Below are 13,645 nucleotides of genomic sequence, written 5' to 3' on the forward strand. Positions count from 1 at the left end.
GCCGTGCCGCGCGGCACGGCCTTCGCACAGAATGCGTCGCCTCAGCCGGCGAGCGCGGCCTTGTTGGTTTCGAGGAACTGCTTCAGCGATTGCGGCTTGCGTCCCGACAGCGTCTCGATCGCGTCCGTCACCATGCCGATGCGGCCGGAGCGGGTGTTGGCGTCGAAGGAAACGATGACGCGGGCGAATTCCTCGGGAACGCCGGCCGCCTTCACGCCTTCGGTCAGGGCCTCGTCGGGCAGTTGAATGACGTCCAGCGGCTTGCCGGTGACCTCGCTGACAAGGGCGGCGATCTCGCTCGTCGTATAGGCTTGCGGGCCGGTCAGCGTGTAGATCCGGCTTTCGGTCGAGCTGGAAGCGAGGCCGGCGGCAATCGCGGCGGCCATGTCGTCGCGCGCGGCATGGGCGATGCGCCCGTCACCCGCCGACGTGTACCACTTGCCCGAGGCGATGGCGTGCGGCAGCGCCAGGAACAGGTTCTCCTGGTACCAGCCGTTGCGGAAGATCGTGTAGGCAATTCCGCTCGCCTTGATCGCCTGTTCGGTGCCGTAGTGGTCGCCGGCAAACAGTACCGGCGAGGCCGGCTCCGGGTTGGGCATCGAGGTGTAGAGCAGATGCGAAACGCCGGCCGCCCTGGCGGCGGATACCGCGGCCTGATGCTGCTTGAGGCGCCGGCCGCTCTTGAGGTCGAGGTCGCCGGTCGAGATGATCAGCACGCGGTCGGCGCTCTTGAAGGCCTGTTCCAGCGAAACCTGATCGTTGAAGTCGGCTGCCCTGACGGTGATGCCGAGAGCCGCGAGATCGGCGAGGCTTTCGGGATTGCGCGTGGTGGCGATGATGCGCGCCGGCGCAATCTTCTGCGCTTCCAGCAGATGGCGGAGGACGCCGCGGCCAAGCTGGCCGGATGCGCCGGTGACGAGAAGGGTTTCGGTCATGGGAAGATCCTGATTTTGCGCCGAAGCGGCGGGTGCTCGTTATGGTCTCAAAAAGAGACCAGCACTAAATTAGGAATTGACCCGTTGCCGTAAAGAAGGCAGTTTTCAGGGAGGTAGGCACACGCAGGGAACCAGCAATGGACGGCAAGATCGTCAATCTGAAATCGAAGATCGAGATCTACAAAGCCATGACGGACGGCGCCAATTTCGCCGATTGCCCGGTTCGCGACGTCATGCAAGGCATTAACGGCAAATGGAGCCCGTTGCTGGTGATGGCGCTTGCGGAAAAACCCTATCGCTTCGGTGAACTGCGGCGGCTGGTGCCCGACATCTCGCAGCGCATGCTGACCCAGACGCTGCATGAGCTGCAGCGCGATGGCTACGTCCATCGCGAGGTGTTCCCGACCAAGCCGCCAAGTGTCGAATACAGCCTGACCGATCTCGGGCGTTCGATGTTCGGACCCTTGTACCAACTCGTCCAGTGGGCCGAACTCAACCATGACGCGGTGCGCGAAGCGCGGGCCGAATTCGACGCCGCGCAGGCCTGAGCCGCGATGCGTCAGCGCGGTGGCTTGATTTAGCCATGCCGCTGAAGGATTGTCCGGCCTTCGGGCTGGGCGGGCAATGCAAGAATCTCTCGATATCGCTATTGCCGGCGCCGGGCCGGCCGGGCTGGCCACGGCGCTCTATCTCAACCGGGCAGGGCACCGCGTCACCGTCTTCGAGCGGTTCGATGAGCCGAAGCCGGTCGGTTCCGGGCTGATCCTGCAGCCGACCGGGCTCAGCGTGCTGGCCGAGCTTGGCGTGCTCAACGACATCCTCTCACTGGGCAGCCGCATCGACCGGCTGCATGGCGCCGACGCCGGCAGCGGCCGAACGGTGCTTGACGTCCGCTACGACGCCCGGCGCGGCGGCCGCTTCGGGCTGGCGGTGCATCGTGCGGCGCTGTTCGGCGTGCTGTTCGGCGCCGCCCGGCGCGAGGCGATCACCATCGAGACCAATGTCGAGATCGAGGCGCTAGAGACCGGCGAGAGCGCGATGCTGGTCTGCGGCAAGGGACGCAAAGCCGGCTCGTTCGACCTGATCGTGGATGCCAGCGGCGCGCGCTCGAAGCTGCGCCAGGGCCTGAACGATCCGGCCGAGGCGCGGCCGCTGGCCTACGGCGCGTTCTGGACCTCCCTCGGCTGGAAGGGCGAGGGCTTTGACGAGAACGCCTTGCTGCAGCGCTACGACAAGGCGAGCGTGATGGTCGGCGTGCTGCCGATCGGCCGGCCCGAGCCCGGCGCCGAGAAGATGGCGGCCTTCTTCTGGAGCCTGAAGCCGGCGGATGTCGAAAGCGTCCGAGCCGCGGGGCTCGACGCGTGGAAGGCGAGGGTGGTTTCGCTGTGGCCGCAATGCGCTGCCTTCACCAGCCAGATCGACAGTTTCGAGCAGCTGTCGCTGGCGCGCTACGGCCACCACACAATGCGGCTGCCCTTCGGTCGGCGGCTGGCGGTGATTGGCGATGCCGCGCATTCGACCAGTCCGCAGCTTGGCCAGGGCGCCAACATGGCGCTGCTCGACGCGGCGGCACTCAGCCACGCGCTGTCGCGGGCGGGCAGCATCGATGCGGCGCTGGAGGCCTATGCCAAGGCGCGGCGCTGGCATGTGCGCGTCTTCCAGGCGCTGTCGCTGGCCTTCACGCCGTTCTATCAGTCGGATTCCGTGGCGCTGCCTTTCATCCGCGACCGGCTGGTGGCGACGATCGCCAAAATCCCGCCAGCGCCACAGTTCCTGGCGTCGATGGTGGCCGGAACGGTGATCGATCCGTTCAGGCGTATCGGGCTTCAGGAAGCGCGGTGGCCTGATCGCCCTGCCGGATGATCTCAGACAAATGCGAAGCCTTGGCGCGCAGGAAGGCCTCGAGGCGCTGCGGGTAATCCTGGTCGACCGCTTCCTCCACCGACCGCCGTTCGCCCAGTGCCTGGCGCCAATGCGCGACCATCGGCTTTTCATCGAGGATGCCGAAATCGCCGATCCGGTCGAAGACGTCGAAATAGCGGAAGATCGGTCCGTAGACGGCGTCGACCAGTGAAAAATGCGCACCGGCGAACCAGGAGCCCTGGCTTGTGCGGCCTGTCAGTTCCGCCTCCAGCCGATCGAACATCGCCGACAGCCCGCTGGCTTCGGCTTGGAAAGCGGCCTCGCTGGAAGCGGAGTAGAACCGGCCGATGGCGTTCAGAATGGCCGAGCCGAACTCGATCCAGGCGCGGTGCCGGGCGCGGGTCAGCGGGATGCAGCGGATTGGCTTCGGTTTCCTCGAGGAATTCGAGGATCACCGCCGATTCGAAAATCACCGTTTCCTCGCCGTCCTGATGGACGCGCAGCAGCGGCACCTTGCCGAGCGGCGAGATCGCCCTGAACCAGGCCGGCTTGTCGGCGAGATCGATGGTGATGCGCTCGAACGGCACGCCCTTCTCGGTAAGTGAGATCGCCGCGCGCTGCACATAGGGGCACAGATGATGGCTGACGAGGGTGAGCTTGCCGGCCATCTTACTCTCCCCAGACATAGTTGAGTGCGCCGTCCTCGACGCGGGTCGAGAGGAACATCAGGCGTGCGTTTTTCGGCGCCGGGCCTTCGAGGCGGTCGCCGCTCGCCATGTCGAAGGATGCGCCGTGCCATTGGCAGACGAGCTTGCCGTCCTTGCAATCGAGGGGTCCGCCAAAATGCAGGCAGGCGTTCGCCGCCGCGCGGACGCGGTCGCCGCTGCGCCAGACATGCACCTCGCGGCCGAAGAACGGGGCAATCAGGCTGCCCGTCTCCGGGATGTCGGCGATCTTGCAGATTTCGTGCTTCATCGGATTTGCCTTTCATGCCGATGCAATTGCATCTATATAGATGCAGATGCATTGATCGTCAAGCTTGATGCAATTGCATCTACCTCCTATGATCGGGAATGACCGAGAAAGCCTCCCCTTCGCCGGCCGCTATCAAGGCCTGGGCCCGCCTGATGCGCGTTTCACGCCAGCTGGTGGAAAAGGTCGAGGATACGCTGAAGGAGAACGGCCTGCCACCGCTTGCCTGGTACGACGTGCTGCACGAGCTTGCCGAAGCGGGCGAGGGCGGGCTGCGGCCGTTCCAGCTGATCGAGCGGACCTTGTTCGCGCAATACAACATCTCGCGGCTGCTCGCCCGGCTCGAGGCCCACGGCCTGGTCGAGAAGCTGCCGGTGGCCGATGACGGCCGCGGCCAGACCATCCGCATCACCGGCAGCGGGCGCGAGACGCGCCGCCGGATGTGGGCCGTCTACGGGCGGTCGATCGCCGAGCTGGTGGGCGACAGGCTTGCGGTCGTGGAACTGGAAATGCTGGCGGGCCTGCTCGGGCGGTTGCGCGATCCGCCTGCCGGCGACTGAGCCAACCCAAACCTGGCGGTTTGCGCGCTGCATTCGGATACCAAAATGATTTTCTCCATTTTCTCCTTGCGTCGGGAGCAGGATTGCGCAATAAGCCGAACCGTAACGTACGGTACTCCGCTGGAAGCGGACGTGACCTCTCATCAGGCGAGAAAGAAACGTGTTGCAGGCGGGCGCCGACATCGACAGCAGCGAGACGCTGACGGAGCGGCAGCAGGCCGTTCTGGATGCAGCGCTGCGCCTGCTGGTCGAGGAGGGCGACAGCCTGACCATGACCGCGGTGGCGCGGCGGGCGAGCTGTTCTAAGGAAACGCTCTACAAATGGTTCGGCGATCGCGACGGGCTGTTGACGGCGACGGTGCAATGGCAGGCCTCCAAGGTGCGCGTGGCGCCGGTCGACCGCAAGGGTCTCGACCTTGCCTCGCTGACGGCAAGCCTCGAACGCTTCGCCTCGGACTGGTTGAAAGTGATCTCCAGCGATACATCGATCGCGCTGAACCGGGTGGCGGTCGGCCATGCCGGCTCCGGCAAGGACGATCTCGGCGCCATCGTGCTGCAGAACGGACGCTTCGCGCTGGCCAGGCGCCTGAAGCCGGTGCTGGAAGCCGGCCGGCAGGCCGGGCTGCTCGACTTCGCGGACGCCGAGACGGCATTCCGCAGCTTCTTCGGGCTGGTCGCCCGCGACGTGCAGATCCGTCTGCTGCTCGGGGACCGGCTGGAATTGACTGAGGCGACTATCGGCGGCGATGCCGTCCGGGCGACGCAGCAGTTTCTCGCTCTCTACGGAGCAAAAACCGGGCCGCAAGGCCTCTGATCTTCAAACGGGAAGGAAGACGAAAATGCGTGTCTATTACGATCGTGACGCCGATCTCAACCTGATCAAGGGCAAGAAGGTTGCCATCATCGGCTATGGCAGCCAGGGCCGGGCGCATGCGCTCAACCTCAAGGAGTCCGGTGTCAAGGAGATCGCCATCGGCCTCAAGGCCGGCTCGGCAACCGCCAAGAAGGTCGAGGCCGACGGGCTCAAGGTGCTGAGCGTCGCGGACGCCGCCAAATGGGCCGACCTGATGATGATGGCGACGCCTGACGAGCTGCAGGCCGACATCTACAAGAACGAAATCGCGCCGAACATCCGTGATGGCGCGGCGATCGCCTTCGCGCATGGCCTCAACGTGCATTTCGGCCTGATCGAGCCGAAGTCGACCGTGGACGTCGTCATGATCGCGCCGAAGGGGCCGGGCCACACGGTGCGCGGCGAATACCAGAAGGGCGGCGGCGTGCCGTGCCTGGTCGCCGTCAACCATGATGCTTCCGGCAACGCGCTCGACCTGGCGCTCTCCTACGCCTGCGGCGTCGGCGGCGGCCGTTCGGGCATCATCGAGACCAATTTCCGCGAGGAATGCGAGACCGACCTGTTCGGCGAGCAGGTGGTGCTGTGCGGCGGCCTGGTCGAGCTGATCCGCGCCGGCTTCGAGACGCTGGTGGAAGCCGGCTACGCGCCGGAAATGGCCTATTTCGAGTGCCTGCACGAGGTGAAGCTGATCGTCGACCTGATCTATGAGGGCGGCATCGCCAACATGAACTACTCGATCTCGAACACCGCCGAGTGGGGCGAATATGTCTCTGGCCCGCGTATCATCACCGCCGAGACCAAGGCCGAGATGAAGCGCGTGCTGAAGGACATCCAGACCGGCAAGTTCACCTCGGAATGGATGCAGGAATACCGTGCCGGCCTGGCGCGCTTCAAGGGCATCCGCCGCAACAACGACAGCCACCAGATCGAAGAGGTGGGTTCGAAGCTGCGCGCTATGATGCCGTGGATCGCCAAGAACAAGCTGGTCGACAAGGCCAAGAACTAATTCGAAATCTCAAGATTGCGCGATGGAGCCGGCGGAGCAATCCGCCGGCTCTTTCGTGCCAGCTTGTCGGTTAGCCAGAGGCGGAGCTTCAGCCGTAATGCCAGTGCGGCTTCGGCTCGGTGCCGGCGAACTCGACGCCGATGCGGTCGTCGCGGCGCCAGCGCACCACGGCCTTGTAGCCAATGCCGTCGGTCGGCACATAGAGCAGGAACTCGTCGGGCACGCGCGCCTCGATTGGCACTTTCAGCTCGGCGCCGCCGGGATGCATGTTGCGCAGCGTGCACTTGACCTCGGAATTGGCGATGCCGGTCAGGATCGACGCGCCTTTCAGCACGCGCTGCCTGCGCTTGTCCCTGTGTTCGTCCTCGGCCATGGCATTCCGCTTGCGGGCGATCCGCTCCGCCCATTCGATAGACCCGGCTGATGAACAGCGCGTTAGCGCCGGTGGTGTCTGGCGGGTGCCCCCAAGGCAAAAAACGGCGCCGCGAGGCGCGACGCCGTTTGAGCATTCTTCGATCCGTTGCCGCTCAGCTATACGGCGACCAGCACTGCTGGCGCGGCCCGTTATAGGGCTGGAACGTATTGTCCCAGGCCCGGTACGAACGGTAGCGGTCGTAGCACCACTGGATGTGCGCGTTGGACAGACGCTGCGTGCGGTAGATGCGGCGGGGCTGATAGTAGCGCGGATAGGGATCGTAATAGTTGCCGTAGGCCAGACTGCCCAAGCCCAGGCCGAGGCCCAGGCCCAAAATGGCGGCATCGGAGTCCCTGAAATGACGGCGATGATGGTGGCGTCTCCAGCGCCAGTCGTCGCCATCCCAGTTACGATCACCGTCCCAATTGCGGGAGAAATTGCGCTCGCGGAAATTGCCGGACCGCCACCGCCCATCGCGGTTGCGCCAGCGCCATTCCTCATCGGTGTATCGCCGGTCATTGTTGCCGCCAGCCCACTCGTCACGGACGGGCGTTACTCCAGGCGCAACGACGCTGGTCGGCACCGACAGGTCCGGTTGCAGGATCGGGGCGGCGAACGACGGAGCCGTCAGACCCGCCACAAGTCCCAGGGTCATCAGCCCTGATCCGAGGGAAGACAAAAAGAGCGTTTTCATAGCACACTCCGAAGATTTCAGGCCCCACGCCCAGAATACCCCGGGAAGAGGCCTATTCATGGACCTTGCCGTCTGAACGGCGGATGAACGGAAAGGTTCCGTCAACCATGACGGGCGCCTAGAGGCTCTTGTCTTCACCGGTACTTGCAGGCAATGGTCACGGCCATGTCGCTGCGCCTTGCTACCTTCAATGTCGAGAACCTGATGAACAGGTTCGATTTTTCCGGCTACCGCAACCAGCTCAATGAAGACCGGGCGCTGGCGCTGTTCGATATCCGGAGCGAGGCCGAGTACAAGATGCTGGAGCAGGCGCGCGCCATTGCCCAGTCCGACGATACGCGCCAGCTCACCGCGCTGGCGATCGCCGCCACCCGTGCCGACATCATCTGCATGCAGGAGGTCGACAACATCGAGGCGCTGAAGGCCTTCGAATATGGCTACCTGTTCAAGATGGTCGGGCAGGGCTACCGGCAGAAATACACCACGGCCGGCAATGATACGCGCGGCATCGACGTTGCCGTGATGATGCGCAGCGAAACGGCTGAGGGCCAGCCGATCGAATTCGTGCGCATGACCAGCCACGCCCATGTCACCTTCGAGCAGTTCGGCCTGTTCACGCCGGAACTGGCGGCGCTCGGGCACCAGGCCATCGAACGCATCTTCCGCCGTGACTGCCTCGAGGTAGACCTGAAGATCGGCGGCGTGCCGCTGACGCTCTATCTCGTCCATTTCAAATCGATGGGCTCGCCGCGCAACGGCCTCGACGGACGCGAGGCGACGATGCCGCTGCGCGTCGCCGAGGCGCAGGCGGTGCGCCGCATCATCGAGGAGCGCTTTGGCAAGGACCACGCCGCCGACAAGCGCTGGGCGATCTGCGGCGACATGAACGACTACCGGCAGCGCGTGAAGATCGAGGGCGACAGCGTCGACGGCTACCGTTTCCACGTGATCGACGAGAGCCAGTCCTGCATCAATGTCCTGACCGCCGGCGGCTTTTGCGAAAACGTCGTCGAGCGGCGGCCGGAGATGGACCGCTGGAGTTTCTATCACACGCGCGGGCCGGAAGAGCGTCACCTCTGCCAGCTCGACTACATCCTGTTGTCGAAGGCGCTGGCGGCGAAGAACGCGACCGCTATTCCCGACATCGTCCGCGCCGGCCAGCCTTGGCGCACCATATTTCCGGCGGGTCAGGAAGTGGAGCGCTTTCCGCGCGCCGGATGGGACCGGCCGAAGGCGTCCGATCATTGCCCGGTGGTGGTCGCGCTGGACATGGCCTGAGCTGTGTTGATATTCAGGTGAGGCCGGCCTGCAAATGGCGGTTTTCTCCGCTTCCGGTGCTCACGGACCTGATTGTCCGCTCCGCTCCGGTTCTCGAAAACCACCATTTTCGGCGCGGCCTGACCTGTATCTCAACACACCTCAGAGCAAGATGAATTTCGACCTGCCGCGCAATGTCATCCTGCCGGTCGACGATGTCGATGTCCGGCTCGATCCCGGACCACATCCGTTCGAGCGTGATAACGCCAAGGCGATCGCCGAGAACTGGCGGCGCGAGATGGGGGCCAACCCGGCGCTGTACGACGGCACGGTGGTGCTGCTTTCGGCGCTCGCCTATCGCGACAGCCGGCTCGTCGGGCGCTGCCACGCGGTGAAGTATTCGACCTTCATGCTGTGGCGCAAGAACCGCGACGTGGCCGGCGCCGAGCATGCCTATGCGCATGCCGTGCTGGTCGCCGGCGACAATGCGCTGGTGGCGATCCGCATGGGCGGGCACACGGTGAACGCCGGCCGCGTCTATTTCGCCGCCGGTTCGTTCGAGCCGGTCGATTTCCGCGACGGCCTGGTCGATGTCGACTTCAACATGATCCGCGAGGTGCGCGAGGAGACCGGCCTCGACCTGTCGGGCGCCGAGCGCGGCAGGCGCTACCATGCGCTGTCGACGCCGAGCGGCACCGTGATCTTCCGCCGCTACCGGGTGAGCGAACCCGCCGACGAGATCGCGCGGCGCATCAGCGCCTTCGTTGCCGCCGAAGCGGAGCCGGAGATCGATGGCCCGGTGATCGTGCGCCATGCCACCGACCTGCCGGACGGGCTGATGGGGCATATGAAGCCGCTGATCGAGTGGCACTTCGCTCACCGCGGCGAGAGCCCCTAAAGCGCGTCGTGTCGAGACGGATTCGGGCGACGCGCTTTAGGTCTTTGTTTTATGCAGGTCGTCTTCCCAAAACCGCTGCACACTTTTGGGCGACATGCATCTAGTCCTCAGGGGAAGAGCGGCGGCAACGCGTCGTCCAATGCGCTTTCTCGGGTGCCGCCGTCATCCTTGTAGTAATAGCTGTAGCCGTTGATGGCCGGCGCGCCACCGAGATGCGCGTAGAGGATTCTCGATCCCTCGGGAAAGAAGCCTTTCCTGGTCAGGTCGATCAGGCCCTGCATCGACTTTCCCTCGTAGACCGGGTCGGTGATCATGGCCTCCGTGCGGGCCGCCAGCCGGATTGCGTCGTTTGTCGCCTCCGACGGAACGCCATAGGCCGGATAGGCATAGTCGGGGTTGATCACGATCTCGTCCTCGCGCACGGCGCGGCCGAGCCCGACCAGGGTAGCGGTGTCGTCGACGATACGGCGCACCTGCGCGCGTGTCTGGTCGAGCGTCCCGGAGGCGTCGATGCCGATCACCCGATCGGCGCGGTCCTGCGCGGCGAAGCCGACGATCATGCCGGCCTGCGTCGAGCCGGTCACCACGCACACGATTATGTAGTCGAAGGTGAAGCCGAGTTCGGCTTCCTGGGTGGCAACCTCCTCGGCGAAGCCGACATAGCCGAGCCCGCCGAACTTGTGCACCGAAGCGCCGGCCGGGATCGGGTAGGGCCTGCCGCCGGCGTCCCTGACCGACTGGATCGCGTCCTCCCAGCTCCTGCGGATGCCGATGTCGAAGCCGTCGTCGACGAGCCGGCTGTCCGCGCCCATCAGGCGCGTCAGCAGGATGTTGCCGACCCGGTCGTAGACCGCGTCATAGTGGGGCACCCATTTCTCCTGGATCACCACGCACTTCATGCCGATCTTGGCGGCTGTCGCGGCTACCATGCGCGTATGGTTCGACTGGACGCCGCCGATCGACACCAGAGTGTCGGCGCCGGAGCGAAGAGCGTCCGGCACGATGTATTCGAGCTTCCGCAGCTTGTTCCCGCCCATGGCGAGCCCGGAATTGCAATCGTCACGCTTTGCGTAGACCTGCACCTTTCCGCCCAGCGCCGCGCTCAGCCGCGGCAGATGCTCGATGGGCGTCGGACCGAAGGTCAGCGGATAGCGTTCAAACTTCGCCAGAAGTGACATCGATCTGTCTCCGTTTTTTGTCGTTTTCGATGCGTTGATAGTAGGCTCAGTCCGGCGAAAGGTGCTCTCGAACTTGCCGACAGAATTTTCACATCTCCCGGATATCTGCGATATGATTGAGCTGTTCGTTCATATGAGCTGGCAAAATGGAAGAATCTTCCGAGACTCTGGACCGCATCGACGTCAGGATCCTGCGCGCCCTTCAGGCCGAGGGACGACTTACCAATGCGGAGCTGGCGGCGCGCGTGAACGTCAGCGCCGCCACCTGCCACAGGCGCACGCAACGCCTGTTCGAGGAGGGTTACATCACCGGGGTCAGGGCGGAAATCGCGCCCGCCACGGTGGGGCTTGGCGCGCTGGTCATGGTCGGCGTCGTGCTCGACCGCTCGACACCTGAAAGCTTCGCCGCTTTCGAGGAAGCCGTGCTCAGGCTCAAGGAGGTTCTCGACTGCAATCTCGTGGCCGGCGACTTCGACTATCTGCTGAAGATAAGGGTTCGCGACATGGCGGATTTCAACAAGCTCCACGGGCAGAAGCTGATCGCGCTACCGGGCGTAAGGCAAACCCGGACTTTCTTCGTCATGAAGGAGGTCAAGGAGAATGCGCGACTTCCGTTTTGACAGGCCGCGGCGCAAGAGCGGGCTGGGTCAGCGCTGCCCCTTGTCCTGCAAAGCCCTGCGATCGTTGCGGGCGGCGACGAAAAACAGGATGACGCCGAGGCCAAGCAACGCGCCCATCGCCATTCCCATGGTCTGGCCGACGACCTCCTGGAAATTCGCGGCGACACGATCGGGGTTCTGGATGCCGTAGCGGGCCAGGTACCACCACAGGCCAGCCAAGCCGGCCTCGATGATCGCCAACACCAGGATCAGCCGCGCCTTCTTGCTCATTTGCATCTCCCCCGTCTGCCAAGGTTACTGCAGTAGCATTGCCGGATGCGCGGCGACAGAGGGCAGCGAGGCCGCATTCCGGCAGCGGTTCAGCCGCCTCACTCGTGCCGCAGCGCCTCGATCGGGTCGAGCCTTGCGCCGCGCAGCGCCGGGAAGAAGCCGAACACCATGCCGATCAGCGCCGAGAACCCGACGGCGAGCAGGATGACGGCGGGGCTCGGCGCGAAGGGAATAGTCAGCGCCACCGACGCGATGGCGGCGAGCGAGAGCCCGATCACAATGCCGATGATGCCGCCGAGCAGCGACAGCACCGTCGCCTCGACCAGGAACTGGATCAGGATGTGCTTCTCATGCGCGCCGATCGCCAGCCTGATACCAATCTCGCGCGTGCGCTCGGTAACCGAGACCAGCATGATGTTCATGATGCCGATGCCGCCGACAAGCAGGCTGACGCCGGCGACGGCGCCCAGCATGCCGGTCATCGTGGTGGTGGCGCTGGCCATGGCATCGGCGATCTGCGTCATGTCGCGGATCGAGAAATCGTCATCGCGGTCGGGTGTGACGCGGCGCGTGTCGCGCAGGATGTCCTCGACGCGCGGCTGCAATTCGGTCGTCGGCGTCCGGTCGTCGGCGGCAATGTAGATGGAATCGATGTCGCGGTTGCCGGCGATGCGGCGTTGGTAGGCGGCAAGCGGCATCAGCACGACATTGTCCTGGTCCTGGCCGAAGCCGGTATAGCCCTTGGGCTCCAAGAGGCCGATGATTTTACAGGAGGTGCGGTTGACGCGGATGATCTCGCCTTCCGGATCGCCGGCGCCGAAGAACTGCTGGCGCACCGTCTCGCCGACCAGGCAGACGCCCGCTCCGGCACGGGTCTCGGAATCGCTGAACGGGCGCCCGGAGACCAGCTTCCAGTCGCGGGCGTCGAGATAGGCGCTGTCGGTGCCGGTTACGCCCGATGTCAGGCTCTCGGTGCCGAAGATGACGCGCACCTGCTTTTGCGAGGCGGGCGAGATGGCGCGGGCGCCGTCGAGATGCTTGACGAGCGCGGCAAGATCCTTCTCGGCGAGGGGACGCGTGACCTGCTCGGGCCCGCCCGGTCCGCCGGGGCCGGCCGGACGGCCGGAGCGGACGACGAGCAAATTGCTGCCGAGCTTGGAAATGTCCGACTTGACCTTCTGGGTCGTGCCGGAGCCGATGGTCAGCATGGCGATTACGGCGGCAACGCCGATGACGATGCCGAGCAAGGTCAGGAACGAGCGCAGCACATTCCTGCGGATCGAGATCAGCGAAAGGCGGACGGTTTCCCAGATCATGGCCAGAGCCTTCCATCCCGACAGAGCCGGGATGGGGCTCTATCTTTTTGGTTGGCCATGATCTTTCCCGAAAACCGGATTCCACTTTGCGGGATCATGGCTAGGCCGCTTCCAGCGTTGCGCTGTCCGAGGCTACGTGGCCGTCGAGGAAGCGGATCGTGCGCTCGGCATAGGCCGCCACGTCGGCCTCGTGCGTGACCATGACGATGGTCAGGCCGAGCTCGGCGTTGAGCCTGGTCAGGAGATCCATGATCTCGTGCGTGCGGGCGGTGTCGAGATTGCCGGTCGGTTCGTCCGCAACGAGCAGCGTCGGCCTGGTAACGATGGCGCGCGCGATCGCCACCCGCTGCTGCTGGCCGCCGGAAAGCTCGGCCGGCGTGTGGTGTTCGCGCCCGACCAGGCCGACCTCGGCCAGCGCCTGCATGGCGAGCTCGCGGCGCCCGCGCGCGGCGACGCCGCGATAGATCAGCGGCAGCTCGACATTCTCCGCCGCCGTGGTGCGCGGCAAGAGATTGTAGCCCTGGAAGACAAAGCCGACATAGAGGTTGCGCAGCATGGCGCGGCGGTTGCGGTCGAGCCGCCCGGCATCGATGCCCTCGAAACTGTAGGTCCCGACCGTCGGCGTATCGAGGCAGCCGATGATGTTCATCGCCGTCGACTTGCCGGAGCCGGACGGACCCATGATGGCGACGAACTCGCCCTTGCGGATGGCGAGATCGACGCCGGCCAGCGCATGCACGCGGGCCTCGCCCTGGCCATAGGTTTTCCAGACCTTGTCGAAGGCAATCAGCGTGGAGCCCGACACGGC

The 13,645-nt window shown here is 64.9% G+C and carries 16 protein-coding genes and 1 pseudogene; 8 read left to right on the top strand and 9 right to left on the bottom strand.

Features of this window, described 5'->3' with window-relative positions; translation table 11 throughout:
• Positions 1 to 41: 41 nt before the first annotated feature.
• The gene (locus JG743_RS13685; RefSeq protein WP_202301046.1) at positions 42 to 935 is read right to left on the bottom strand and encodes an SDR family oxidoreductase; all 894 of its coding nucleotides are present in this window, start codon (positions 933 to 935) and stop codon (positions 42 to 44) included.
• Between the two features lie 137 nt (positions 936 to 1,072).
• On the opposite strand from JG743_RS13685, the gene JG743_RS13690 reads away from it, so the two are divergent.
• Together JG743_RS13690 and JG743_RS13695 are read left to right on the top strand one after the other, a co-directional pair.
• The gene (locus tag JG743_RS13690; RefSeq protein WP_202301049.1) at positions 1,073 to 1,483 is read left to right on the top strand and encodes a winged helix-turn-helix transcriptional regulator; all 411 of its coding nucleotides are present in this window, start codon (positions 1,073 to 1,075) and stop codon (positions 1,481 to 1,483) included.
• Between the two features lie 76 nt (positions 1,484 to 1,559).
• A complete protein-coding gene (locus JG743_RS13695) occupies positions 1,560 to 2,798 on the top strand; it encodes an FAD-dependent oxidoreductase (RefSeq protein ID WP_202301051.1) in 1,239 nt (412 codons plus the stop codon).
• On the opposite strand, the pseudogene JG743_RS13700 reads toward JG743_RS13695, so the two are convergent.
• Positions 2,746 to 3,466, bottom strand: a pseudogene (locus tag JG743_RS13700) (glutathione S-transferase family protein). The gene JG743_RS13695 and the pseudogene JG743_RS13700 sit on opposite strands and share 53 nt — an antisense overlap.
• Before the next feature lies 1 nt (position 3,467).
• Positions 3,468 to 3,773 (bottom strand): Rieske (2Fe-2S) protein, encoded by a 306-nt coding sequence (locus JG743_RS13705; RefSeq protein WP_202301053.1) that lies wholly within the window; start codon positions 3,771 to 3,773, stop codon positions 3,468 to 3,470.
• A gap of 98 nt (positions 3,774 to 3,871) precedes the next feature.
• Here JG743_RS13705 and JG743_RS13710 point away from each other — a divergent pair, with 98 nt between their 5' ends.
• From JG743_RS13710 to ilvC, 3 genes are all read left to right on the top strand, one after another.
• A complete protein-coding gene (locus JG743_RS13710; protein WP_202301055.1) occupies positions 3,872 to 4,330 on the top strand; it encodes a MarR family winged helix-turn-helix transcriptional regulator in 459 nt (152 codons plus the stop codon).
• 160 nt (positions 4,331 to 4,490) lie between these two features.
• Positions 4,491 to 5,144, top strand: coding sequence for a TetR/AcrR family transcriptional regulator (locus JG743_RS13715; RefSeq protein WP_202301057.1), 654 nt, complete (start codon positions 4,491 to 4,493; stop codon positions 5,142 to 5,144).
• A gap of 25 nt (positions 5,145 to 5,169) precedes the next feature.
• Positions 5,170 to 6,189 carry a ketol-acid reductoisomerase gene (ilvC, locus tag JG743_RS13720; RefSeq protein WP_202301059.1) on the top strand — a complete coding sequence of 340 codons (1,020 nt, stop codon included), beginning with the start codon at positions 5,170 to 5,172 and terminating at the stop codon, positions 6,187 to 6,189.
• Between the two features lie 88 nt (positions 6,190 to 6,277).
• Here ilvC and JG743_RS13725 read toward each other — a convergent pair whose 3' ends face one another.
• Both JG743_RS13725 and JG743_RS13730 read right to left on the bottom strand, forming a co-directional pair.
• On the bottom strand, positions 6,278 to 6,562 hold the full coding sequence (locus JG743_RS13725; protein WP_202301069.1) for a PilZ domain-containing protein: 285 nt from the start codon (positions 6,560 to 6,562) through the stop codon (positions 6,278 to 6,280).
• A 154-nt stretch (positions 6,563 to 6,716) separates the two neighbouring features.
• On the bottom strand, positions 6,717 to 7,298 hold the full coding sequence (locus tag JG743_RS13730; RefSeq protein ID WP_202301070.1) for a BA14K family protein: 582 nt from the start codon (positions 7,296 to 7,298) through the stop codon (positions 6,717 to 6,719).
• Positions 7,299 to 7,463: 165 nt separating this feature from the next.
• Here JG743_RS13730 and JG743_RS13735 point away from each other — a divergent pair, with 165 nt between their 5' ends.
• Both JG743_RS13735 and JG743_RS13740 read left to right on the top strand, forming a co-directional pair.
• A complete protein-coding gene (locus JG743_RS13735) occupies positions 7,464 to 8,576 on the top strand; it encodes an endonuclease/exonuclease/phosphatase family protein (protein ID WP_202301077.1) in 1,113 nt (370 codons plus the stop codon).
• Between the two features lie 151 nt (positions 8,577 to 8,727).
• Entirely contained in the window at positions 8,728 to 9,453 is a 726-nt protein-coding gene (locus JG743_RS13740; protein ID WP_202301079.1) for a hypothetical protein, read from the top strand.
• Between the two features lie 107 nt (positions 9,454 to 9,560).
• Here the strand turns inward: JG743_RS13740 and JG743_RS13745 are convergent, their stop codons facing one another.
• Entirely contained in the window at positions 9,561 to 10,631 is a 1,071-nt protein-coding gene (locus JG743_RS13745; RefSeq protein WP_202301081.1) for a 1-aminocyclopropane-1-carboxylate deaminase, read from the bottom strand.
• A gap of 146 nt (positions 10,632 to 10,777) precedes the next feature.
• On the opposite strand from JG743_RS13745, the gene JG743_RS13750 reads away from it, so the two are divergent.
• Positions 10,778 to 11,251 (top strand): Lrp/AsnC family transcriptional regulator, encoded by a 474-nt coding sequence (locus JG743_RS13750; protein ID WP_202301092.1) that lies wholly within the window; start codon positions 10,778 to 10,780, stop codon positions 11,249 to 11,251.
• A gap of 27 nt (positions 11,252 to 11,278) precedes the next feature.
• Here the strand turns inward: JG743_RS13750 and JG743_RS13755 are convergent, their stop codons facing one another.
• The 3 genes from JG743_RS13755 to JG743_RS13765 form a co-directional block, all read right to left on the bottom strand.
• On the bottom strand, positions 11,279 to 11,521 hold the full coding sequence (locus JG743_RS13755) for a hypothetical protein (protein WP_202301094.1): 243 nt from the start codon (positions 11,519 to 11,521) through the stop codon (positions 11,279 to 11,281).
• 98 nt (positions 11,522 to 11,619) lie between these two features.
• Positions 11,620 to 12,837 (bottom strand): ABC transporter permease, encoded by a 1,218-nt coding sequence (locus JG743_RS13760; RefSeq protein ID WP_202301104.1) that lies wholly within the window; start codon positions 12,835 to 12,837, stop codon positions 11,620 to 11,622.
• Between the two features lie 100 nt (positions 12,838 to 12,937).
• Positions 12,938 to 13,642, bottom strand: a complete 705-nt coding sequence (locus tag JG743_RS13765) for an ABC transporter ATP-binding protein (RefSeq protein WP_202301106.1) — start codon at positions 13,640 to 13,642, stop codon at positions 12,938 to 12,940.
• Between the last annotated feature and the right edge of the window lie 3 nt (positions 13,643 to 13,645).

The sequence above is a fragment of the Mesorhizobium sp. 131-2-1 genome, from assembly GCF_016756535.1.
Lineage (GTDB): Bacteria > Pseudomonadota > Alphaproteobacteria > Rhizobiales > Rhizobiaceae > Mesorhizobium.

What these genes read in the sequence shown, in the direction of transcription:
- JG743_RS13740 (WP_202301079.1), top strand. Translation starts at nt 8,728, where the DNA reads ATGAATTTCGACCTGCCGCGCAATGTCATCCTGCCGGTCGACGATGTC.
- JG743_RS13695 (WP_202301051.1), top strand. Translation starts at nt 1,560, where the DNA reads ATGCAAGAATCTCTCGATATCGCTATTGCCGGCGCCGGGCCGGCCGGG.
- JG743_RS13745 (WP_202301081.1), bottom strand. Translation starts at nt 10,631, where the DNA reads ATGTCACTTCTGGCGAAGTTTGAACGCTATCCGCTGACCTTCGGTCCG.
- JG743_RS13735 (WP_202301077.1), top strand. Translation starts at nt 7,464, where the DNA reads ATGTCGCTGCGCCTTGCTACCTTCAATGTCGAGAACCTGATGAACAGG.
- JG743_RS13685 (WP_202301046.1), bottom strand. Translation starts at nt 935, where the DNA reads ATGACCGAAACCCTTCTCGTCACCGGCGCATCCGGCCAGCTTGGCCGC.
- JG743_RS13705 (WP_202301053.1), bottom strand. Translation starts at nt 3,773, where the DNA reads ATGAAGCACGAAATCTGCAAGATCGCCGACATCCCGGAGACGGGCAGC.
- ilvC (WP_202301059.1), top strand. Translation starts at nt 5,170, where the DNA reads ATGCGTGTCTATTACGATCGTGACGCCGATCTCAACCTGATCAAGGGC.
- JG743_RS13750 (WP_202301092.1), top strand. Translation starts at nt 10,778, where the DNA reads ATGGAAGAATCTTCCGAGACTCTGGACCGCATCGACGTCAGGATCCTG.
- JG743_RS13725 (WP_202301069.1), bottom strand. Translation starts at nt 6,562, where the DNA reads ATGGCCGAGGACGAACACAGGGACAAGCGCAGGCAGCGCGTGCTGAAA.
- JG743_RS13755 (WP_202301094.1), bottom strand. Translation starts at nt 11,521, where the DNA reads ATGAGCAAGAAGGCGCGGCTGATCCTGGTGTTGGCGATCATCGAGGCC.
- JG743_RS13730 (WP_202301070.1), bottom strand. Translation starts at nt 7,298, where the DNA reads ATGAAAACGCTCTTTTTGTCTTCCCTCGGATCAGGGCTGATGACCCTG.
- JG743_RS13760 (WP_202301104.1), bottom strand. Translation starts at nt 12,837, where the DNA reads ATGATCTGGGAAACCGTCCGCCTTTCGCTGATCTCGATCCGCAGGAAT.
- JG743_RS13710 (WP_202301055.1), top strand. Translation starts at nt 3,872, where the DNA reads ATGACCGAGAAAGCCTCCCCTTCGCCGGCCGCTATCAAGGCCTGGGCC.
- JG743_RS13690 (WP_202301049.1), top strand. Translation starts at nt 1,073, where the DNA reads ATGGACGGCAAGATCGTCAATCTGAAATCGAAGATCGAGATCTACAAA.